A 19,661-nucleotide genomic window follows, 5' to 3' on the forward strand; every position below is an offset into this window, starting at 1 on the left:
AAACCTGCACTCCCCACGCGAGATTTCGCGTGGGGAGTGCGCGTTTTCTGTGGGGAGTCGGCTCGACCCTCGCCCCACCCCCGGCCCGTACGCCGACCAACTGCCGGCGCACGACGGGGCCTGTCGGCCGTGACTGGTAGGAATGCCCCGATGACCAAGCCGACGTACGACGACCTCACCGGGCAGCCCGAGCTGTTGCCCGGACTCGTGCGTGCGCGGGCCAAGGGCAAGGCCCCGGCCAAGAAGGCGATCGAGTTCGCCGACGTCGACCCGGTCGCGCAGGTGCTGGTCGACCTGCCGCTGGCCCACCTCGACCGACCCTTCGACTACGCGGTGCCCTCGGCGATGGCCGACACCGCCGTGCCCGGTGCCCGGGTGAAGGTCAGGTTCGCCGGACAGGACGTCGACGCGTTCGTCGTGGCCCGGGTGGCCAGCAGCGACCACACCGGCCGGCTCCAGCCCCTGCGTCGCGTGGTCAGCGCGGAGCCGGTGCTCGCCCCGGCGATCGCCGCGCTGAGCGAGCAGGTCGCCCGGAGATACGCGGGCAGTCGCGCCGACGTGCTGCGACTTGCGGTGCCGCCACGGCACGCCACCACCGAGAAGGAGTCGTCGGAGCCGGCACCGGTGCGCCGACCCGAGGGCGCTGCCGAGGCCGGCCTGGCCTGGTCCGCGGACACCCACGGTGCCGGCTTCGTCGAGGCACTGGCCGACGGCCGTTCCCCGCGTGCCGTCTGGTCCGCCGCACCGGGCACCGACTGGCCCACGAGGCTCGCCCACGCGGCTGCTGCGACGTACGCCTCGGGCCGCGGCAGCATCATCTGCGTGCCTGACGGCAAGGACGTCGCCCGGGTCGACGCCGCCCTGACGGCCGTGCTCGGCACCGGTCACCACGTCACGCTCACCGCCGACAGCGGGCCGGCCGCCCGCTACCGCGACTTCCTCTCCGTCTCCCGTGGCACCCGCCGCATCGTGGTCGGCACCCGGGCAGCGGTCTTCGCGCCGGTCCACGATCTCGGCCTGCTGGTGATCTGGGACGACGGCGACGACCTCTACGCCGAGCCCCGCGCGCCCTACCCGCACACCCGTGAGGTGCTGCTGATGCGCGCCGAGGCCGAGGGTGCCGCGGCCCTGGTCGGCGGGTTCGCCCGCACCGTCGAGGCCGAATACCTCCTCACCACGGGCTGGGCGGCCGAGATCCTGCCGACCCGCCAAGCGCTGCGCGACGGCCTCACGGTCGCGGTCACCGGCGCCACCGACCGCGAGCTCGAACGCGACCCGATGGCCCGCGCCACCCGCTTCCCGGCGCTCGCGTTCGACACGATCCGCTCGGCCCTGGCCGACGGACCCGTCCTGGTCCAGGCTCCCCGGGCCGGCTACGCGGCCTCCCTGGCCTGCGAACGCTGCCGCACCCCGGCCCGCTGCAGCAGCTGCACGGGCCCGCTGCGCCAGGCCAGCAGCGAGCAGGCCGTCGCCTGCGCCTGGTGCGGCACGGTCCACCCCGACTTCGCCTGCACCACCTGCGGTCACCGCGGCCTTCGGGCACCGGTGCGTGGCGACGCGCGTACGGCGGAGGAGCTCGGCCGCACCTTCCCGCGCACGGTGGTGCGCAGCTCCAGCGGAGACCGGGTGCTGAGCCGGGTCGACGCCAAGCCGGCGATCGTGGTCGCCACACCCGGGGCCGAACCGGTCGCCGACGGGGGATACGCCGCCGTGATCCTGCTCGACACCTGGCTCGTGCTGGCCCGCCTCGACCTCCGCACCGCCGAGGAGGCCCTGCGCCGCTGGATGAACGCCGCAGCCCTCGCCGCCCCCGGTGGGAAGGTCGTGGCGGTCGGCGACCCGGCCGAGCCGACCCTCCAGGCACTGGTGCGGTGGGACCCGGGCGGCTTCGCCCGACGCGAGATGGAGGAACGGCGCTCCGCACACCTGCCGCCGGCCAGCCGGATGGCCACGATCACCGGCTCTGCCGGAGCCCTCGACGACGCCCTGACCCTCCTGAGCAAGCCCGAGGGCGCCGAGCTGCTGGGTCCGATCGAGGTCCCGGCCGCTCCGGGCCACACGGCTCCCGAGAGTCCGGAGTTCCGGGCCGTGCTGCGGGTGCCGCGCAGTCACGGACCCGCACTCAGTGATTCACTCGGCGAGCTGCAACGGCTCCGCTCGGCCCGCAAGCTCGATGCCGTGAGGGTGCACGTCGACCCACCGGGCCTCTGACGTCACCCCCCACCGGGGGAATGCCCCCACAGGCCGCAGACGTCTACACTTGCCCGCGCACTCGACCCACCAAGGAGAACCGTGGCCATCCAGCCGATCCGACTCTTCGGTGACCCGATCCTGCGCAGCCGCGCCCTCGAGGTCACCACGTTCGACAAGGAACTGCGCGCTCTCGTCGCGGACCTGACCGACACCATGCTGGAGGCCCCGGGGGCTGGCCTGGCCGCACCGCAGATCGGTGTGGGAGTCCGCGTCTTCACCTGGAACGTCGACGGCGAGCTCGGCCACCTGGTCAACCCGGTGCTCGACCTCTCCGAGGAGACCCAGTTCGGCCCCGAGGGCTGCCTGTCCCTGCCCGAGCTGACCTACGACTGCCGACGCGCGATGTCGGTGGTGGCGTCGGGGTTCAACATGCACGGCGAGCCGGTGAGGATCGAGGGCTCCGAGCTGCTGGCCCGCGCGATCCAGCACGAGACCGACCACCTCGACGGCGTGCTGTTCATCGACAAGCTCGACACCGAGGCCCGCAAGGACGCCATGCGCACGATCCGCGAGTCCGACTGGTTCGGCCTCGAGAAGCCCAAGGTCAAGGTCTCGCCCCACGCCACGAACGGGTTCGGTCTCTGATGCGGGTCGTCTTCGCCGGCACCCCCGAGGTCGCCGTACCCGCGCTCGAGGCGATCGCGGCCAGCCCCCACGAGCTGGTCGGCGTGGTCACCCGCCCCGACGCCCCCTCGGGCCGGGGGCGCAAGCTGGTCGCCTCGCCCGTCGCCCAGCGCGCCGAGGAGCTCGGCATCCCGGTGCTCAAGCCGGAGCACCCCCGCGACCCCGACTTCCAGGAGCAGCTGAAGGCCCTCGCACCCGACTGCTGCCCCGTCGTGGCGTACGGCGCACTCCTGCCGCAGTCGGCCCTCGACATCCCCGAGCACGGCTGGATCAACCTGCACTTCTCGCTGCTGCCCGCCTGGCGCGGAGCCGCCCCGGTGCAGCACTCCATCTGGGCCGGCGACGAGATGACCGGGGCCACCACGTTCCGCATCGTCAAGGCGCTCGACGCCGGACCCGTCTTCGGCGTGATGACCGAGACCATCTGGCCGACCGACACCGCCGGCGACCTCCTCGGCCGGCTGGCCCAAGGCGGGGCGGGCCTGCTGGTGGCCACCCTCGACGGCATCGCCGACGGCCAGCTCGAGGCCCGCGAGCAGCCCGGCGAGGGCGTCAGCATCGCGCCGAAGATCCTCGTTGACGACGCCGCCGTCGACTGGACCGAGCCCGCCGTACGCGTCGACCGCCGCGTCCGGGCCTGCACGCCCGGCCCGGGTGCCTGGTCGACCCACGACGAGCAGCGGATCAAGATCGGCCCGGTGACCATCGACGCCGATCACGAGCCGCTGGCCCCCGGCGTGCTGGCCGTCGGCAAGAACTCCGTGCACGTCGGCACCGGCACCGACCCGGTGAAGCTCGGCGAGGTCAAGGCGTTCGGGAAGAAGCAGATGAACGCGGCCGACTGGGCCCGCGGCGTCCGCCTCGAGCCGGGCACCCGTTTCGGTGACGGGTGAGTGCGACTACCGTCGTTGCCATGACGCGCGGGGCCAGGCCTGAGGACATCAAGACGATCTGCCTGTCGCTGCCCGAGGTCGAGTTCGGCACGTCGTGGGGCGACCGCCCGACGTACAAGGTGCCGAAGGGTGACAAGGGCAAGGGCTTCGTGCTCCACCGCATGCCGCACAGGACCGCGATCGATCCCGAGACCGGTGAGATGTACGACGACCTGCTGGTGATCCACACCCCGACGCTCGAGGACAAGGAAGCCCTCGTCGCCGACGAACGCCTGCCGTTCTTCACCGTCGACCACTTCAACGGTTTCCGGGCGGTGCTGGTGCAGGAGTCGCGCCTCGGCGAGATCGACCTCGACGAGCTGACCGAGATCATCACCGACGCCTGGGCGTCCAAGGCGCCCAAGCGGCTGGCCAAGGAGTTCTTCGCCGAGCGGTCCACGGATGGCTGACCCGCGCCGCGGCGGTGCAGCACGTGGTGCGCGGCGTCCGACCACGAGCTCCGGCGGTCGGCCCCCGGCACCCAAGGCCAAGGTCGACCCGCCTCGGGCGGCTGCGTACGACGTGCTGAAGCTGGTCCGACTCGAGGACGCCTACACCAACCTGGTGCTCCCGCACGTCCTGGCCGAGCAGGGCCTGAGTGGCCGCGACGCCGCGTTCGTGACCGAGCTGGTCTCCGGCACGATCCGTCGGCAGGGCACCTACGACGCGATCATCCGCGCCTGTCTCGACCGCCCGAAGGTGGAGGCCAAGGTGCTCGACGCGCTGCGGCTCGGTACCCACCAGCTGCTGTCGATGCGGGTGCCGACCCACGCCGCGATCAGCACCACGGTCGACCTGGTCCGCGCCCGCGTGGGTCAGGGTCCTGCCGGGTTCACCAATGCCGTGCTGCGTCGCGTCACCGAGCACGACCTCGACGAGTGGATCCGCCTGCTCGCACCCGCTGACACCCTCGGCTTCGCCACGATCGCGCACTCGCACCCGCGCTGGGTGGTCGAGCAGCTCGGCCATGCCCTCGCCGCGGGCAAACGGCGCGAGGAGCTCGACGCGCTGCTGGCCGCCGACAACGCCTCGCCCAAGGTGACCCTGGTGGCCCGTCCCGGTCTGGTGACCGTCGACGAGCTCACCGAAGCCGGTGGCGAGGCGACCGGGCGTACGCCGTACGCAGTCGCCCTGCCCGGTGGCGACCCCGGCGCGGTGGAAGCCGTGGCGCAGGGGCGGGCCGGCGTCCAGGACGAGGGCTCCCAGGCGGTGGCCCTGGCCTGGGCCGCGGCACCCGTCGAGGGTCGCGACGAACGCTGGCTCGACGCCTGCGCCGGCCCGGGTGGCAAGTCCGCCCTGGTGGCCGCAGTGGCCGCCGGCCGCGACGCCCGACTGCTGGCCTCCGAGCGTCAGGAGCACCGGGCCGGCCTGGTGCGTCGCGCCACCGCGCAGGTCGGAGCGGGCATGGCCGGCATCGTCGTTGCCGACGGAACCCGACCGGCCTGGGCGCCGGGCACGTTCGACCGGGTGCTGGTCGACGTGCCGTGCTCGGGCCTGGGTGCCCTGCGCCGACGCCCGGAGTCCCGCTGGCGGCGCACGCCGGAAGACGTCGCCGGGCTGGTGCCGCTGCAGCGGGCCTTGCTCGAGCAGGCGGTCATCGCCACGCGCGCAGGGGGAGTCGTCGGCTACGTCACGTGCTCGCCGGTGATGGCCGAGACCCGTGAGGTGGTGGAGCACCTGCTCGCCACCCGCGACGACGTCGAGCTCCTCGACGCCCCCGCGATCCTCGGATCGGTGCCGGGCGTGCACCTCGACGACGTCGCCGGGCCGATGCCGGGGACCGTGCAGCTGTGGCCGCACCGGCACCAGACCGACGCGATGTTCCTGGCCCTGCTGCGCAGGCGTTGATCAGCTCCTCCGGCTGATCAGTTCTTCTGGCTGATCAGCTCTTCTGGGAGAAGTCGTCGAACGGCGCGAGTGCGTTGCCGGCGTCGGCGTACTGCTCGATGCCCTGGAGGCTCCACCCGTCCTGGGCGACCAGGGTGCGTAGCTGCGCCAGGGTGAGTCCGGGGTCGCCCTCCACCGTGAACACCTGCTGGCCCTTGGCGTCGTCACTGGGCTCGACCGAGTTGCTGGCCCGGATGGTCACCCGGGAGCCGTCGGCCTGCAGCGCGTCGGCGGTGCGGATCACCAGGGTGCTGCCGTCGACCTGCGGGACCTGCTCCTCGAACGTGATCACCGTGCTCCCGCTGTCCGTCACGGTGCGCGTGCATGAGCCGACGTCGTCGGAGTACTTGCCGCTCTGCCGCTGACACGTGAACAGAGTGGGGTCGGGCGCGGTCGGCTGGAACCCGACGAAGACGCGTCCGGCATCGCCGGTGGCGGTGGGCGTGAAATCGAAGGCGCCGTTCCCCTCAGCCTGGGTCCGGTTCACGTAGGAGAGGATCAGGTGATCGTCCTGGCCGCCGTACGCCTTGGTCGTCCCGGGCACCAGGTCGGACACCTTCGCGACCAGGGCCGCGGTGAGAGTGCGGGTGCGGACCACCGGGCTGACGGTGGGCGACGGCGTGGAGGGTGACGGCGTCGAGGTTGCGCTGGGGGCCGCGGCCACCGCGCCGTTCCCGGATCCACCACCCGGCAGCCCGAGTACCGTCCCGCCGACAGCAAGGACGCTGACACAGGCCGCGGCGGCGAGGCAGGTGCCGATGGTACGACGACGGCGGATTCGGGTGCCGGCGTGCGTGGCCACGTCGACGAGGGTGTCGAGGTCGAGGGAGGCACCGGCGAGCGAGTCGTGCATGCGGGTGCGCAGGTCGTGGTCATCGGAGTGCGTCATGGTCTTCCTTCTCGAGGTGGTGGCGGAGCCGGGCGAGGGCCCGACGGGAACGGGAGCGGACGGTGGCCTCGGTCAGCGACAGGTCGCCGGCGGTCTGGGTGACGCTGCGGTCCTCCCAGTAGCGGCAGACGAGGATGAGCCGGTCGGCCCGCGACAGGTGGGCAAGAGCAGCCATCAGGTCGAGCCGCTCGTCGGAGCCGGGGGAGTCGACCGGTGCCTCCGGCAGGACGTCGACCGGTCGCTCGGAGTTGCGACGCAGGCGCTTGTGCGACATGAACTCGTTGAACAGCGCGGTGCGGGCATACGCGACCGGGGTGTCGGTGCGCCGTACCCGACGCCAGGATGCGAAGAGTCGGGCGTACGTCGCCTGGGTCAGGTCCTCGGCCAGGTGGTGGTCGCCGGTCAGCAGCATCGCCGCACGGTAGAGACGCTGGCCCGTCGCACGGGCGAACTCCTCGAACTCGACGGTCCCGGGGCCCGTCCTGTCTTCCTTCACACCCACTTGACGTGTCGGGCGCCCGATCACGTGACGGTTCGCGCCGAAGTATTTCTGCGACGCCTCGGGGCTGCCGGACGCTACGTTGTGGGCATGGCCTCCTCATCGCCCGCAGTCGAGCTCGAGGTCGACGATCGCCTCGTGCGGGTCAGCAACCCCGAGCGCGTCTACTTCCCGGAGCTCGGCGCGACCAAGCTCGACCTGGTGGAGTACTACCTCGCCGTCGGCCCGGGCATCGTCAACGCCCTCTTCGAACGACCGTGCATGCTGCACCGCTTCCCCAAGGGCCTGGCCGGCGACAAGGTGCACCAGAAGCGGATCCCGCAGGGAGCACCGCCCTGGATCGAGACCGTGCAGCTGCACTTCCCGCGGTGGAACCGGACCGCCGACGAGCTCTGCGTGACCGAGCTGGCCCACGTGATCTGGGCGGTGCAGATGTCGACCGTCGAGTTCCACCCGTGGAACAGTCGCCGCGAGGACACCGAGAAGCCCGACGAGTGGCGCATCGACCTCGATCCCGGTCCGCTGTCGGACTGGCCGCAGGTGCAGCGGGTGGCCGGGGTGGCGCACGAGATCCTCGACGAGCTCGGTGCCACCGGGTTCCCGAAGACCAGCGGCGGGTCCGGCCTGCACGTCTACGTGCGGATCCGTCCCGACCACGGTCACAAGGAGGTACGCCGGGCAGCGTTGGCCTTCGCACGCGAGGTCGAGCGCCGGATGCCCGACGACGTGACCACCACGTGGTGGCGCAAGGACCGCGACCCGCACCACCTCTTCGTCGACTACAACCAGAACGCCCGCGACCACACGATCGCCGCGGCCTACTCCGTGCGCGGTGTGCCGGAGGCCCGCGTCTCGGCCCCGGTGACGTGGGACGAGATCGACGACGTCGAGCCCAACGACTTCACCATCCAGACGATGCCCGCGCGCTTCGCGGAGATCGGCGACCTGCACGCCGACATCGACGACCACGTCTTCGACATCGAGGTGCTGCGGGAGTGGGCCGACCGCGACGAGCGTGAGGGCAAGGAGACCCCCGCCGAGCCCGACGCGTGACTCAGAGGAGCCCGCGCACCTGCTCGACCGTGTCGATCTCGCCGACTGGCTTGTCGTCGCGGTAGCGCAACACGCGCGCGAACCGCAGGGCCACACCACCCGGATAGCGCGACGATCTCTGCACGCCGTCGAAGGCGATCTCCACGACCTGCTCCGGCCGCACGAACACGACGTGTCCCTCGCGGTGCGTCTCGAGCTCGAGGAACCGCTCGGTCTGCCAGGCCAGCATCTCGTCGGTCATCCCCTTGAACGTCTTGCCCAACATCACCGGCTCGCCCGTCTCGGCATCACGCGCACCGAGGTGGATGTTGGACAGCCAGCCGCGTCGCCGCCCGCTGCCCCACTCGACGGCCAGCACGACCAGGTCGAGCGTGTGCCGCGGCTTGACCTTCACCCAACCGGCACCGCGACGGCCGGCGGCGTACGGCGCCTGCGGGTCCTTCACCACGACGCCCTCGTGGCCGGCGGTGAGCCGGTCGGCGAAGAACTGTTCGGCCTCGGTGACGTCGGAGGTCAGCAGGCGGGGGACGACGTGCCTTGGTGCGACCTCCGAGAGCAGCCTCCAGCGCTCGAGCGCCGGCACGTCGACGAGGTCGCGGCCGTCGAGGTGCAGGAGGTCGAAGAAGTACGTCGACAGCGGGATCTCGGTGCGCATGCGATCGGGGTCGGCGCTGCTCATGGTGCGGGAGCCGGTGACCTGGAACGGCTGGGGGCGGCCGTCGGCCTCCGCGATCACCTCGCCGTCGAGCACTGCCGTGTCGGCCGAGAGAGCGGCCACCGCCTCGACCACCTCGGGCAGTCGGTCGGTGACGTCGTCGAGGGTGCGGGTGAACAGGCGCACGGTGCCGTGGTCGAGATGCGCCTGGATGCGGATGCCGTCGAGCTTGGAGTCGAGGGCCACCTCGACACCGTCGGCGAGCGCCGAGGCGATGTCGGGCGCCGACGCGGCCAGCATCGGACGCAGCGGGCGACCGACCTCGAGGAGCACCTCGTCGAGGGCCGCGCTTCCGCCGGTGAGCGCTGCCGCGGCCACCGGTCCGGCGAACCCGGCCAGCATCACCGCCCGGCGCACGGCCAGCTCGTCGACCTCGGCGGCGACCGCGATCGCCTTCAGCATCACGCCGTCACCCGCGCCCTGGCGCATCTCTCCGGTGATCAGCCCGCGCAACCAGGCCTGCTCATCGGCGGTCGCCCGGCCGAAGAGCTCGGCGACCGCAGCGCTGCGCTGGGCCGTCGACCCCTGCCCGGAGAGCACGCCGATCGCGGTCAGGGCGGCGTCGACCTCGGTGACGAGGAGCGACGGCGACTCGGCCGGCTCGGGCAGCTTCGCCATGCCCCGCCAGCCGACTCCGATGCGGCGCTGGGGGAGCACCCCGGCGAGGTAGTCGGTGACCACCTCGACCGGCGCGCCCGACTCCACGGCCTCACGGAGCGTGTCGGACAGGGCGGCCACCTTCTCGTTGCGGGACCGGGTCGCGGCCACCGCCGCCGACGTGGCGATCACTCGTGCGAGCTGCATGCGACCAGCATGCCCGAGTGCGCCGACAGTCGGGACTCTCGGCGCCGGTGGGGCTCAGGGGCGGTGGTACGGCCGCTGCCACAACAGGTGGACAGCTGTGTTGCGGCAGCCGGTCGTGCGGTGCGCGACGAACTGCGAGCGGTAGGCGTTCGGCACGTAGACCCGGAAGCCGTCCACGCGGGCCGGTCGACAGGTCGACTTCGAGTAGTTGCCGGCCCTGACCATCTGCAGTGAGCTGACCAGCCTCTGGCCGGGGCGTACGACGTACTGGCGCACGGCTGCCCGGTTCACCCGGATCGCCGCGTGCCCGATCTGCGTGCCGTCACCGTCCCCGACGTACGAGACGCCGCCGTAGCCGCCGGTACGGCAGGCGTGGCGCGACACGTTGGTGACGCGGATCCAGCCGTAGCTGCTGCCGGCCCCACTGTCGCTGTAGCGATAGTCGACGTGCAGGTCGGCGTTGGTGCAGGCCGGAGTGGTCTGCGACGAGGCGGCCGGGGCCGGTGCGGCCTGGGTGGGCGCGGCCTGGGTGGGCGCGGTCAGCGCGAGACAGGAGAGCGCTGCCGCGGCAGCCGCGGCGCGGATCATGATCTTCATGGTGCGGTCCTTCCGTGAGTGAGGGAGAGTCCCTTCACGGGTAGGACGCAATCGATCGCGATCCGGTTCGTCAGCGACGGTGGGACTTCACGCAGCAGAGGCCGTCCTCGGGTTCGAGGCAGGCCTCGACGCCGGTGCAACCGAGGCCGTCGGCCACACCCTGCACGTAGTCACGGTTGAGGCCGCACACGAGCTCGGTGTGCTGCTTGGCCAGGCTGTCGAACGGGCAGTTGGCCAGCGTGACGGTGTCGTCCTCGCGGCGGGCCTCGTAGCCGCGTCCGGACAGGGTCTCGGCAAGTCGGTCGAGTGGGTCCTCGACTCCCGACTCCGCGGACTGGCCGTCGACGCGGCCGTGCTCGGTGGCGGCACTGCTGAGCGCGTCGTCGAGCGACGTGCCGCGCGCCGCCTGCTCGACGGCCGACGCGAGGATGTGCCCGACCAGGTCGTAGTGGCGCTCGGGCAGCGACACCGCGAACTCGCGGGCGCTGCGCTGGTAGAGCTTGCTGGGCCGTCCGGCCCCCGGACCGGTGCGACCCGACAGGCGGCGGAACTCGGTCTCCAGCAGCCCCTCGTCGACCAGCTTGTCCAGGTGGAACTTCGCGGTGTGGGCCGGTACGTCGACCGCGCTCGCGGCCTGCTCCCGGCTGACCGGATCGGCCTGCGTGGCGACGTACTCGTAGAGCGCTCGGCGTACCGGCTCGGCGAGCGCACCGATGCTCGAGGCCTGTCCTGCCAGATCCACCACGATCGCGCCCTTCTAAAGGAGATGATCATTGACCTTACACTCCCGGAAGGTCTAACGTAGAGAAAAGTCTACTTTAGAAAACCGGAGGTCACCATGACCACTCAGCAGTCTCCCGCCCCCACCTCGCAGTGGGCCACGAACTCGCCGGTGGAGCAGGCGTTCTTCCTGCTCCGCACCGTCTTCACCATCGCCCCGATCGCCTTCGGGCTGGACAAGTTCGCCGGTCTCCTCACTGACTGGGAGGACTACCTGGCTCCGTGGATCAACGACCTCGTGCCGGGATCTGCCCACCAGGCCATGCTGGCGGTCGGTGTCATCGAGATCGTCGCCGGCCTCGCGGTCGCCCTCGCGCCGCGGTTCGGTGCGCTGCTCGTCGCGGCCTGGCTGGCCGGCATCATCCTCAACCTGCTCACCATGGGGGAGTACTACGACGTGGCCCTCCGCGACTTCGGCCTCCTGGTCGGCGCCCTCGCCCTGGCCCTCCTTGCCCGCGCCCGGCACTCGGCGACCGGCCGATGACCGCGACCCCACTGCGTCCCCGCATCACGCATGCCCGGGGCGACATCGACCCGAGGGCGGTGGAGGAGTCCTGCGCCCGCTTCCTCACCGCCCTCGGGCTCCCCATCGAGACCCCGGCCATGCTCGACACCCCACGTCGTATGGCCGATGCCTATCTCGAGATGCTGAGGGCCCGCGACTTCGACCTCACGACGTTCCCCAACGAGCAGGGGTACGACGAGCTCGTGCTCGTGCAGGACATCCCGGTCCAGTCCCTGTGCGAGCACCACATGCTTCCCTTCTGGGGTGTGGCACACGTCGGCTACCTGCCCGGTGACCGGATCCTGGGCCTCTCGAAGTTCGCCAGACTCGTTGAGTTCCATGCGCGCAGGGCCCAGACTCAGGAACGACTGACGCAGGAGGTCGCCGACCACCTGCAGCGTGCCCTGTCGCCGAAGGGGGTGGGTGTGGTGATCGAAGCCGAGCACACCTGCATGAGCCTCCGCGGTGCCCGCGTCTCGGGGGCCCGCACCGTGACGTCCGCCCTGTCCGGCAGGTTGCGCGAGGACCCGTCAGGCAGGGCCGAGTTCCTGACCCTGACCAGACCAGCGAGGGAGAAGACATGAAGATCGTGATCGTCGGGGGCGGCCTCGCTGCCGCGAACGCAGCCGCCGAACTGCGAGACCGCGGGCACCTCGGGGAGCTCACCGTCTTCGCCGACGAGGCGCACCTCCCCTACGAACGACCGCCGCTCTCCAAGGGTGTTCTCCTCGGCAAGGACGAACCCGACTCGGCCATCGTCCACACCAAGGAGTGGTACGCCGACCACGAGGTCGACCTGCGTACTGCGACGGCCGTCGACGCGCTCGACCTCGACACCGGCGCCGTCCTGGCAGGGGAGGAGCGGCTGGTGTTCGACCGCCTGCTCCTGGCCACCGGATCCCGGCCCCGTCACCTTGCGATGGCCGACGAGAGCGGTGCGCCGGTGGCCTACCTGCGTACCTTCGAGGACAGCGCCGCCCTCAAGTCGTCGTTCGGTGAGGGCCGCCGCCTCGTCATCATCGGCGGTGGCTGGATCGGGCTCGAGGTCGCCGCCGCCGCTCGCGAGGCCGGCACGGAGGTCACGATCGTCGAGTCGCTCGAGCTGCCCCTGCTTCGAGTCCTCGGCCCCGAGGTGGCCGGGCACTTCGCCGACCTGCACCGCTCCCACGGTGTCGACCTCCGCCTGTCGGCCAGCGTCACGAGCATCGACGCCGACGGCACGGTGCACCTGGCCGACGGCGAGGCGATCGGGTCCGACCTGATCGTGGTCGGCATCGGGGTCGAGCCCGTCGACGACCTGGCCAGGGCCGCGGGCCTCTCGGTCGACAACGGCATCCTGGTCGGCCAGGACCTGCGCAGCTCCGACCCGCGGGTCTTCGCGGCCGGCGACGTCGCCAACCAGTTGCACCCGACGCTGGGCAGGCGGATCCGCGTCGAGCACTGGGACACCGCGATCCACCAGGGCCGGCACGCGGCCCGCGTCCTGCTCGGCGAGGACGTCGACTACGACCGGCTGCCCTACTTCTTCACCGATCAGTACGACCTCGGCATGGAGTACGTCGGCAGCGTCGGCCCCGACGGCTACACGTCCGTGGAGTTCGAGGGCGACCCCGCCTCCGGCACCTACCGCGCCTTCTGGATCCGCGACGGGCTGGTCGTGGCGGGCATGCACGTCAACGACTGGGACGCCACCGACGAGATCCGCGCCGCAGTCGGCAAGCCGCGCTGAGCGAGGCCTCAGGCCAGACCTGTCCCGGCCGCCCAGGCCCAGAGCACCGTGGTGCCCACGAGTACGGCGACCGGCGTCACGACCGCGGCATGGAGGTGGAACAGCCGGGTGTCCACGGACGACCCGTGCCGTCGCAACGTACGCCGCCACAACAGGTTGGCCAACGATCCGGGGTAGGTGAGCCCCGAGCCGACGTCGAGCCCGATCAGTGCCGCCAGCACGGCCACCGGGCCGAGGGGCGCGACCAACGGGACCAGCAGCAACGTCGCGGGCAGGTTGTTGACCAGGTTCGCCAAGGCCGTGGCGAGGACGGCGACCAGCAGCAGGGAGACGAGGCCGTCGCTCGACGGGATGAGGCCGGCCACCGCCTCGCCCAGGAACGAGTCGGTGACCGCGAGGACCACCACGCCCAGGCACAGCACGAAGACCACGAACGGCAGATGTGCAGCATGTACGACGGCGATCGCGCGCGTGGCACGCCGTGAGAGTGCGTGCACGACAAGCACGACTGCAGCGGCGCCGGCCACCCAGAACGGGTCGACGTCGATGGCCGATCCCGCGGCGAAGCCGGCGAGCATCGCGACGACCGTGACCAGCGGAACCAGCGGCATCCGAAGAGGCTCGGCCGGGTCCGGCACCACCCCGGAAGACGAACGGCGCCGCCGGGCCTCCGGGAAGACCAGCAGCACACCGGCGTACTCGACCAGGATCACGACGACCCACACCGGTGCCATCAGCAGCACCCACGTGGTGAACGAGAGGTCCAGGTGGGGGAGTGCCAGCAGGTTCGTCAGGTTCGAGACCGGCAGCAGCAGCGAGGCAGAGTTGGCCAGCCGGACGCACGCGTGCATGCCTGCTCGCTGTGCACCGGTGCCGGTGGCCGCGGCTGCGATGACCGGAGTCAGCAGCACGACGGTCGCGTCCAGGCTGAGGACGGCCGTGACCGCCGACGCCACCACGAACGTCAGCACCACGAGCCTGCGCGGGCTGCCCCGGCCTGCTCGGCGAACTCGCTGGCCCACCGCCGCGAAGAGGCCCTCGGCCGCGCACAGCTCCGCGACCACGAGGATCGCGGCGAGGAACAGCACGACCGGCAACAGGGTCCGGACCTGGTCGCCGACCTCGGCGAACGACACGGCACCGACGGCCAGCACGGCGCCCGCGCAGGCCACCCCCGCGAGCAGCTCGTGGCGACCGCGCGGGTGCAGGAACGCCACCGCCAGCAGGGCGACCAGGCAGGCGACCCCGACGAGGTCCACGACGAACGGCACCGCCGAAGCCTAGACGCCGGCCACTAGTCTCACGTCCATGTCGCCCCTACTCGACGACCTGGACCACGAGGTTCCCCTCCGACAGCACGCGCGGCGTGTGGTCTCGCTGGTCCCGTCACTCACCGAGGCCCTGGCCACGTCGGCACCCGGCGTTCTCGTCGGCGCCACCGACTGGTGCACCCACCCGGGGGACCTGGACGTCGCACGTGTGCGCGGCACCAAGAACCCCAACCTCGATCACATCGCGAAGCTCGAGCCCGACCTGGTGATCGCCAACAAGGAGGAGAACCGCGAGCTCGACGTACGCCGGCTCCGCGAGCGCGGCATCGCTGTGTGGGTGACCGTCACCGAGTCCGTGCCGCAGGCACTCGACAGCATGGAGCGCCTGTTCGCGGAGGCGCTGGCGCTCGACGTGCCGGACTGGCTCGTGGAGGCGCGGCGGCTGTGGGGGCGCGAGGTGCCGGAGGCGGTGGCGACCGCGGCCGTGGCGATCTGGCGTGACCCGTGGATGGTGGTCGGGTCGCACACCTTCACCGGCGACGTGCTGCGCCGCCTCGGCCTGGTCAACGTCTACGACGACCATGAGGACCGCTACCCGTCGGTGACGGTGGCCGACATCGAAGGGCGCACGCCGGACCTCGTGCTCCTGCCCGACGAGCCCTACGTCTTCACCGCCGACGACGGACCCGAGGCCTTCGCCGACGCGACGACCCGACTGGTCAGCGGACGACTGCTCACCTGGTACGGCCCATCGCTGGTGGAGGCGCACACCGAGCTGGGACGACTCTGCTGAGTGCCCTCGTGTGAGCCGTGCCACGGTGGCTTTGCACAATTCCTAGGACGTCCTACTATTTAACTAGGACGTCCAACTATCTCTGTTCTGGAGCCGAAACGTGAGCACTTCGACCGACCTCCACAAGCCCGAACTCCACAAGCCCGTGAACCCGGTTCGGTTCGTCACCGCCTCGAGCCTCTTCGACGGGCACGACGCATCGATCAACATCATGCGGCGGATCCTCCAGAGCCAGGGCGCGGAGGTCATCCACCTCGGCCACAACCGATCGGTCCAGGAGGTCGTCGAGGCCGCGATCGAGGAAGACGTGCAGGGCGTCGCCGTGTCGTCGTACCAGGGCGGCCACGTCGAGTACTTCGAATACCTCGTCGAGTCGCTGCGCGAGCGCGGCGCCGGCCACATCAAGGTCTACGGCGGGGGCGGCGGCGTCATCGTCCCCGAGGAGATCGCCCGCCTGAAGAAGAGCGGCGTCGTCATCTTCTCGCCCGAGGACGGCCAGCGCCTCGGCCTCGTCGGCATGATCAACCAGATGATCCGCGAGTGCGACATCGACCTCTGGAAGGACAGCGCGGTCACCGCCGACGCCGTCATCGCCGGCGACCGCTTCGCCGTGGCCCGTGCGCTGACCGGTGCCGAGCTCGGCGAGCTGCCGGCCGACGTCCTCTCCGCACTGCAGGACGCCGCGAACGCGCGCACCGCACCCGTGCTGGGCATCACCGGCACCGGTGGTTCCGGCAAGTCCAGCCTCACCGACGAGCTCGTACGTCGCTTCCGGGTCGACCAGGAGGACAAGCTGCGGGTCGCCGTGATCGCGGTCGACCCGACCCGTCGGCGCGGCGGTGGCGCCCTGCTCGGTGACCGCATCCGGATGAACTCGCTCGACGGCGAGCGCACGATGTTCCGCTCGCTGGCCACCCGCGGGAGTCACGAGATCCCTGAAGGCCTCGCCGACGTGATCACGGTCGTGAAGGCCGCCGGGTTCGACCTCGTCGTCGTCGAGACCCCCGGCATCGGCCAGGGCGACGCGGGCATCCTGCCCTTCGTCGACACCTCCATGTACGTCATGACGCCCGAGTTCGGTGCCGCCTCCCAGCTCGAGAAGATCGACATGCTCGACTTCGCCGACACCGTCGCGATCAACAAGTTCGAGCGCCGCGGGGCGATGGACGCCCTGCGCGACGTCGGCCGCCAGTTGGTCCGCAACAAGGAGGCGTTCGGCAAGAAGCCGGAGGACATGCCGGTCTTCGGCACCAGTGCCGCCACGTTCAACGACGACGGCGTCACCGCGCTCTACCAGCACCTCCTGGCCTCGCTCGGCGAGCTCGGGCTCCCGGTCGCCGAGGGCGTGCTGCCGCGGGTCGACGTACGCCACTCCTCGGGCATCGCCCAGGTCGTGCCGACCCAACGGGTGCGCTACCTGGCCGAGATCACCGAGACCGTCCGCAAGTACCACGCCGAGACCGAGGACCTCGTCGCCGCAGCGCGCAAGGTGCAGCAGGTCGAGGCCGTCCAGGCAGCGCTGGCCGAAGCGAAGGCCGAGGCGGGCGGTGTGCCCGAACTGCTCGCGAGCGCACGCAAGCAGCTGCCCCACGAGGTCGCCGACCAGATCGAGAACTGGCCCAAGGTCGTGGAGTCCTACTCCGGCGACGAGCAGGTCGTGAAGGTCCGCGACAAGGAGATCCACACGCGCCTGACCAAGGAGTCGCTGTCGGGCAACAAGATCCCGCGGGTCTCGCTGCCGAAGTTCGACGACCACGGTGAGCTGGTGCGCTACTGGCGCAAGGAGAACCTGCCCGGCTACTACCCCTTCACCGCGGGCGTGTTCCCGTTCAAGCGTGACGGGGAGGACCCGGCCCGGATGTTCGCGGGCGAGGGCGACCCGGCCCGCACCAACCGCCGGTTCAAGATCCTCAGCCACGAGGGCGAGGCCACCCGCCTGTCCACCGCGTTCGACTCGGTGACCCTCTACGGTCGCGACCCCGACCTGCGCCCCGACGTCTACGGCAAGGTCGGCACCTCCGGTGTCTCGGTCGCCACCCTCGACGACATGAAGGTGCTGTACGGCGGCTTCGACCTGGTCGCCCCGTCCACCAGCGTCAGCATGACGATCAACGGTCCGGCGCCGACGGTGCTGGCGTTCTTCCTCAACACGGTCATCGACCAGCAGGTCGACGCGTTCCATGAGAAGGAGGGCCGCGCGCCCAACGACGACGAGCGCGCCATGCTCGCGGCGTACGCCCTCGCCAACGTGCGCGGCACCGTGCAGGCCGACATCCTCAAGGAGGACCAGGGCCAGAACACCTGCCTGTTCTCCACCGAGTTCAGCCTGCGCATGATGGCCGACATCCAGGAGTGGTTCATCCAGAACCAGGTCCGCAACTTCTACTCGGTCTCCATCTCCGGCTACCACATCGCCGAGGCCGGGGCGAACCCGATCAGCCAGCTCGCGTTCACGCTGGCCAACGGCTTCACCTACGTCGAGGCCTACCTCGCGCGTGGCATGGACATCGACGACTTCGCGCCGAACCTGTCGTTCTTCTTCTCCAACGGCATGGACCCGGAGTACTCCGTGATCGGCCGTGTCGCCCGACGCATCTGGGCGGTCGCGATGAAGGAGAAGTACGGGGCCAACGAGCGCTCGCAGAAGCTGAAGTACCACGTGCAGACCTCGGGTCGTTCGCTCCACGCGCAGGAGATGGACTTCAACGACATCCGCACCACGCTCCAGGCGCTCATCGCGATCAACGACAACGCCAACTCGCTGCACACCAACGCGTTCGACGAGGCGGTCACCACGCCGAGCGAGGAGTCCGTGCGCCGGGCCCTGGCGATCCAGATGATCATCAACAAGGAGTGGGGCCTCTCGATGAACGAGAACCAGCTCCAGGGCTCCTTCATCATCGACGAGCTCACCGACCTGGTCGAGGCGGCGGTGCTGGCCGAGTTCGACCGGATCAACGAGCGCGGCGGTGTGCTCGGCGCCATGGAGACCGGCTACCAGCGTGGCCGCATCCAGGACGAGTCGATGCTCTACGAACACCGCAAGCACGACGGCTCGCTGCCGATCATCGGCGTCAACACGTTCCGTCGCCCCGAGAGTGCGGGCGAGGAGGACCACACCGTCGAGCTGGCCCGCGCGACCGAGGCGGAGAAGAAGTCGCAGCTCGACCGTGTGCACGCCTTCCAGGACACGCACCGCAGCGAGGCCGACCGGGCCATCGCCCGGTTGAAGGAGGCCGCGATCGGCGGCGAGAACGTCTTCGCCGTGCTGATGGACGCCGCTCGGGTGTGCTCGCTCCAGCAGGTGACCGAGGCGTTCTTCGAGGTGGGCGGCCAGTACCGCCGCAACGTGTGAGGTGCGCCTGAGGTGTGAACAGGGGCGGCGCGGGTGAGAATGCGGGCATGAGCCACAACGTGAGCCCCTCACCCACGCCGCCGAACAACCGCAAGATCGCCTTCGTGCTCGCGGGCATCCTGGTGATCCTGTTCGGCACGGCGGCCGTCGTCTGGGCGGTCAACCGCGGGGGAGCGGAGTCCGTCCAGGACGTCGCGGACGCGGCGGTCGAGGCCGGCGAGGACATCGACGTCGACGCCGGCATCGACCTGCTCTGCGATGCGCCGACCGACGAGCAGCGCGAGAAGGTCGAGGAGTTCGTCGACGCCGGCAAGGACGAGGCCGGCACCGACGACCCGGAGATCCACGTCGAGGCCTCCGACGTCGAGGGCGAGGCCGAGGGCTCCTTCGTGCTGACCATCTGGAGCGACGACGGTGGCCTCGCCGAGGGCTACGGCGTGGTCGAGGTGGAGGTCGAGAAGGACGGCGACAGGTCCTGCATCGCCGACGTCGACATCGACCAGCGCGACGGCCCCCGCCCGTAAGGGATGTCGGGCAGCTTCCGCCTCTCCGCCACGCTGACGATCACCACTTCGGTGATCGCCGGTGCCGGTGTCCTGCGACTCGGTGGCGCACCGGGACACGTGGTCGGCACGCTGCGCGGCCTCGGTGCCGACGGCTACGCGTGGTGGTACGTCGCAGTGCTGCTCACCCCGCTCGTGCTGCTCGCCGCCGCGGTCGGCGTACGACGCACACCGTGGCCTTGGATCACCGCCGTGGTGCTCCATCTGGCCAGCGTGGTGGCGGCAACGGTCCGCGTCGAGCACTGGCTGTCGGCGTGGGCGTGGCCCGCACTGGTCGGCGCCGTGGCAGTGGGCCTCTGGTCGGTGGCCGCAGCCCTGGCCGGGCCACGGGGCACGACCGACGCGTAACGGTTGGCGATCGTGTGGCCGACTTCTGTACGCTGATCCGCGTCCGGCCCCGATTCGAAAGCAG

General features: G+C 70.9%; 19 protein-coding genes. 13 read left to right on the forward strand and 6 right to left on the reverse strand.

Features of this window, described 5'->3' with window-relative positions; all coding sequences use genetic code 11:
- Nucleotides 1–150: 150 nt before the first annotated feature.
- From ASH02_RS11050 to ASH02_RS11070, 5 genes are all read left to right on the forward strand, one after another.
- A complete protein-coding gene (locus tag ASH02_RS11050) occupies nucleotides 151–2,211 on the forward strand; it encodes a primosomal protein N' (protein WP_057294762.1) in 2,061 nt (686 codons plus the stop codon).
- Nucleotides 2,212–2,292: 81 nt separating this feature from the next.
- The gene (gene def / locus ASH02_RS11055; protein ID WP_056677561.1) at nucleotides 2,293–2,838 is read left to right on the forward strand and encodes a peptide deformylase; all 546 of its coding nucleotides are present in this window, start codon (nucleotides 2,293–2,295) and stop codon (nucleotides 2,836–2,838) included.
- Nucleotides 2,838–3,770: a methionyl-tRNA formyltransferase gene (gene fmt, locus ASH02_RS11060; protein WP_057294763.1), complete on the forward strand. Its 933-nt coding sequence runs from the start codon at nucleotides 2,838–2,840 to the stop codon at nucleotides 3,768–3,770. Before def ends, fmt begins: the two co-directional genes overlap by 1 nt.
- Before the next feature lie 20 nt (nucleotides 3,771–3,790).
- Nucleotides 3,791–4,219, forward strand: a complete 429-nt coding sequence (locus tag ASH02_RS11065) for an MmcQ/YjbR family DNA-binding protein (RefSeq protein WP_057294764.1) — start codon at nucleotides 3,791–3,793, stop codon at nucleotides 4,217–4,219.
- A complete protein-coding gene (locus tag ASH02_RS11070) occupies nucleotides 4,212–5,657 on the forward strand; it encodes an RsmB/NOP family class I SAM-dependent RNA methyltransferase (protein WP_057294765.1) in 1,446 nt (481 codons plus the stop codon). The genes ASH02_RS11065 and ASH02_RS11070 overlap by 8 nt, the downstream gene beginning before the upstream one ends.
- Before the next feature lie 34 nt (nucleotides 5,658–5,691).
- Here ASH02_RS11070 and ASH02_RS11075 read toward each other — a convergent pair whose 3' ends face one another.
- Both ASH02_RS11075 and ASH02_RS11080 read right to left on the reverse strand, forming a co-directional pair.
- A complete protein-coding gene (locus tag ASH02_RS11075) occupies nucleotides 5,692–6,585 on the reverse strand; it encodes a hypothetical protein (protein WP_057294766.1) in 894 nt (297 codons plus the stop codon).
- Nucleotides 6,569–7,081 (reverse strand): SigE family RNA polymerase sigma factor, encoded by a 513-nt coding sequence (locus ASH02_RS11080; protein ID WP_057294806.1) that lies wholly within the window; start codon nucleotides 7,079–7,081, stop codon nucleotides 6,569–6,571. The genes ASH02_RS11075 and ASH02_RS11080 overlap by 17 nt, the downstream gene beginning before the upstream one ends.
- Before the next feature lie 93 nt (nucleotides 7,082–7,174).
- Between ASH02_RS11080 and ligD the strand changes: the two genes are divergently transcribed.
- Nucleotides 7,175–8,137, forward strand: a complete 963-nt coding sequence (ligD, locus tag ASH02_RS11085) for a non-homologous end-joining DNA ligase (RefSeq protein WP_057294767.1) — start codon at nucleotides 7,175–7,177, stop codon at nucleotides 8,135–8,137.
- Nucleotide 8,138: 1 nt separating this feature from the next.
- Here the strand turns inward: ligD and ASH02_RS11090 are convergent, their stop codons facing one another.
- From ASH02_RS11090 to ASH02_RS11100, 3 genes are all read right to left on the reverse strand, one after another.
- A complete protein-coding gene (locus ASH02_RS11090) occupies nucleotides 8,139–9,656 on the reverse strand; it encodes an ATP-dependent DNA ligase (RefSeq protein ID WP_057294768.1) in 1,518 nt (505 codons plus the stop codon).
- 54 nt (nucleotides 9,657–9,710) lie between these two features.
- Nucleotides 9,711–10,253, reverse strand: coding sequence for a DUF4232 domain-containing protein (locus ASH02_RS11095; protein WP_057294769.1), 543 nt, complete (start codon nucleotides 10,251–10,253; stop codon nucleotides 9,711–9,713).
- 70 nt (nucleotides 10,254–10,323) lie between these two features.
- Nucleotides 10,324–10,998 carry a helix-turn-helix transcriptional regulator gene (locus ASH02_RS11100; RefSeq protein ID WP_235532497.1) on the reverse strand — a complete coding sequence of 225 codons (675 nt, stop codon included), beginning with the start codon at nucleotides 10,996–10,998 and terminating at the stop codon, nucleotides 10,324–10,326.
- A gap of 93 nt (nucleotides 10,999–11,091) precedes the next feature.
- Here ASH02_RS11100 and ASH02_RS11105 point away from each other — a divergent pair, with 93 nt between their 5' ends.
- Genes ASH02_RS11105 through ASH02_RS11115 form a run of 3 tightly spaced genes read left to right on the forward strand, consistent with a single transcriptional unit; the run spans nucleotide 11,092 to nucleotide 13,267 of the window.
- Complete coding sequence (locus ASH02_RS11105; protein ID WP_057294770.1) at nucleotides 11,092–11,517, forward strand: DoxX family membrane protein; 426 nt, start codon at nucleotides 11,092–11,094, stop codon at nucleotides 11,515–11,517.
- The gene (gene folE, locus ASH02_RS11110) at nucleotides 11,514–12,122 is read left to right on the forward strand and encodes a GTP cyclohydrolase I (protein ID WP_056677594.1); all 609 of its coding nucleotides are present in this window, start codon (nucleotides 11,514–11,516) and stop codon (nucleotides 12,120–12,122) included. Before ASH02_RS11105 ends, folE begins: the two co-directional genes overlap by 4 nt.
- Nucleotides 12,119–13,267, forward strand: coding sequence for an NAD(P)/FAD-dependent oxidoreductase (locus ASH02_RS11115; protein ID WP_056677596.1), 1,149 nt, complete (start codon nucleotides 12,119–12,121; stop codon nucleotides 13,265–13,267). The genes folE and ASH02_RS11115 overlap by 4 nt, the downstream gene beginning before the upstream one ends.
- A gap of 8 nt (nucleotides 13,268–13,275) precedes the next feature.
- On the opposite strand, the gene ASH02_RS11120 is transcribed toward ASH02_RS11115, so the two are convergent.
- Nucleotides 13,276–14,538, reverse strand: a complete 1,263-nt coding sequence (locus ASH02_RS11120; RefSeq protein WP_056677598.1) for an SLC13 family permease — start codon at nucleotides 14,536–14,538, stop codon at nucleotides 13,276–13,278.
- Between the two features lie 37 nt (nucleotides 14,539–14,575).
- Here ASH02_RS11120 and ASH02_RS11125 point away from each other — a divergent pair, with 37 nt between their 5' ends.
- The 4 genes from ASH02_RS11125 (at nucleotide 14,576) to ASH02_RS11140 (ending at nucleotide 19,597) form a co-directional block, all read left to right on the forward strand.
- A complete protein-coding gene (locus tag ASH02_RS11125) occupies nucleotides 14,576–15,331 on the forward strand; it encodes a helical backbone metal receptor (RefSeq protein WP_056677601.1) in 756 nt (251 codons plus the stop codon).
- A 100-nt stretch (nucleotides 15,332–15,431) separates the two neighbouring features.
- Nucleotides 15,432–18,686, forward strand: coding sequence for a fused isobutyryl-CoA mutase/GTPase IcmF (gene icmF, locus ASH02_RS11130; RefSeq protein WP_056677604.1), 3,255 nt, complete (start codon nucleotides 15,432–15,434; stop codon nucleotides 18,684–18,686).
- Between the two features lie 47 nt (nucleotides 18,687–18,733).
- A complete protein-coding gene (locus ASH02_RS11135; protein WP_056677607.1) occupies nucleotides 18,734–19,210 on the forward strand; it encodes a hypothetical protein in 477 nt (158 codons plus the stop codon).
- A gap of 3 nt (nucleotides 19,211–19,213) precedes the next feature.
- A complete protein-coding gene (locus ASH02_RS11140) occupies nucleotides 19,214–19,597 on the forward strand; it encodes a hypothetical protein (protein ID WP_056677609.1) in 384 nt (127 codons plus the stop codon).
- The last annotated feature ends 64 nt before the right edge of the window (nucleotides 19,598–19,661 follow it).

The sequence above is a fragment of the Nocardioides sp. Soil796 genome, assembly GCF_001429525.1.
Lineage (GTDB): Bacteria > Actinomycetota > Actinomycetes > Propionibacteriales > Nocardioidaceae > Nocardioides.

Coding starts and splice junctions, on each gene's coding strand:
- ligD (WP_057294767.1), top strand. CDS start 7,175: ATGGCCTCCTCATCGCCCGCAGTCGAGCTCGAGGTCGACGATCGCCTC.
- ASH02_RS11135 (WP_056677607.1), top strand. CDS start 18,734: ATGAGCCACAACGTGAGCCCCTCACCCACGCCGCCGAACAACCGCAAG.
- ASH02_RS11050 (WP_057294762.1), top strand. CDS start 151: ATGACCAAGCCGACGTACGACGACCTCACCGGGCAGCCCGAGCTGTTG.
- ASH02_RS11115 (WP_056677596.1), top strand. CDS start 12,119: ATGAAGATCGTGATCGTCGGGGGCGGCCTCGCTGCCGCGAACGCAGCC.
- fmt (WP_057294763.1), top strand. CDS start 2,838: ATGCGGGTCGTCTTCGCCGGCACCCCCGAGGTCGCCGTACCCGCGCTC.
- ASH02_RS11070 (WP_057294765.1), top strand. CDS start 4,212: ATGGCTGACCCGCGCCGCGGCGGTGCAGCACGTGGTGCGCGGCGTCCG.
- ASH02_RS11065 (WP_057294764.1), top strand. CDS start 3,791: ATGACGCGCGGGGCCAGGCCTGAGGACATCAAGACGATCTGCCTGTCG.
- ASH02_RS11095 (WP_057294769.1), bottom strand. CDS start 10,253: ATGAAGATCATGATCCGCGCCGCGGCTGCCGCGGCAGCGCTCTCCTGT.
- ASH02_RS11125 (WP_056677601.1), top strand. CDS start 14,576: ATGTCGCCCCTACTCGACGACCTGGACCACGAGGTTCCCCTCCGACAG.
- folE (WP_056677594.1), top strand. CDS start 11,514: ATGACCGCGACCCCACTGCGTCCCCGCATCACGCATGCCCGGGGCGAC.
- ASH02_RS11075 (WP_057294766.1), bottom strand. CDS start 6,585: ATGACGCACTCCGATGACCACGACCTGCGCACCCGCATGCACGACTCG.
- ASH02_RS11090 (WP_057294768.1), bottom strand. CDS start 9,656: ATGCAGCTCGCACGAGTGATCGCCACGTCGGCGGCGGTGGCCGCGACC.
- ASH02_RS11105 (WP_057294770.1), top strand. CDS start 11,092: ATGACCACTCAGCAGTCTCCCGCCCCCACCTCGCAGTGGGCCACGAAC.
- ASH02_RS11140 (WP_056677609.1), top strand. CDS start 19,214: ATGTCGGGCAGCTTCCGCCTCTCCGCCACGCTGACGATCACCACTTCG.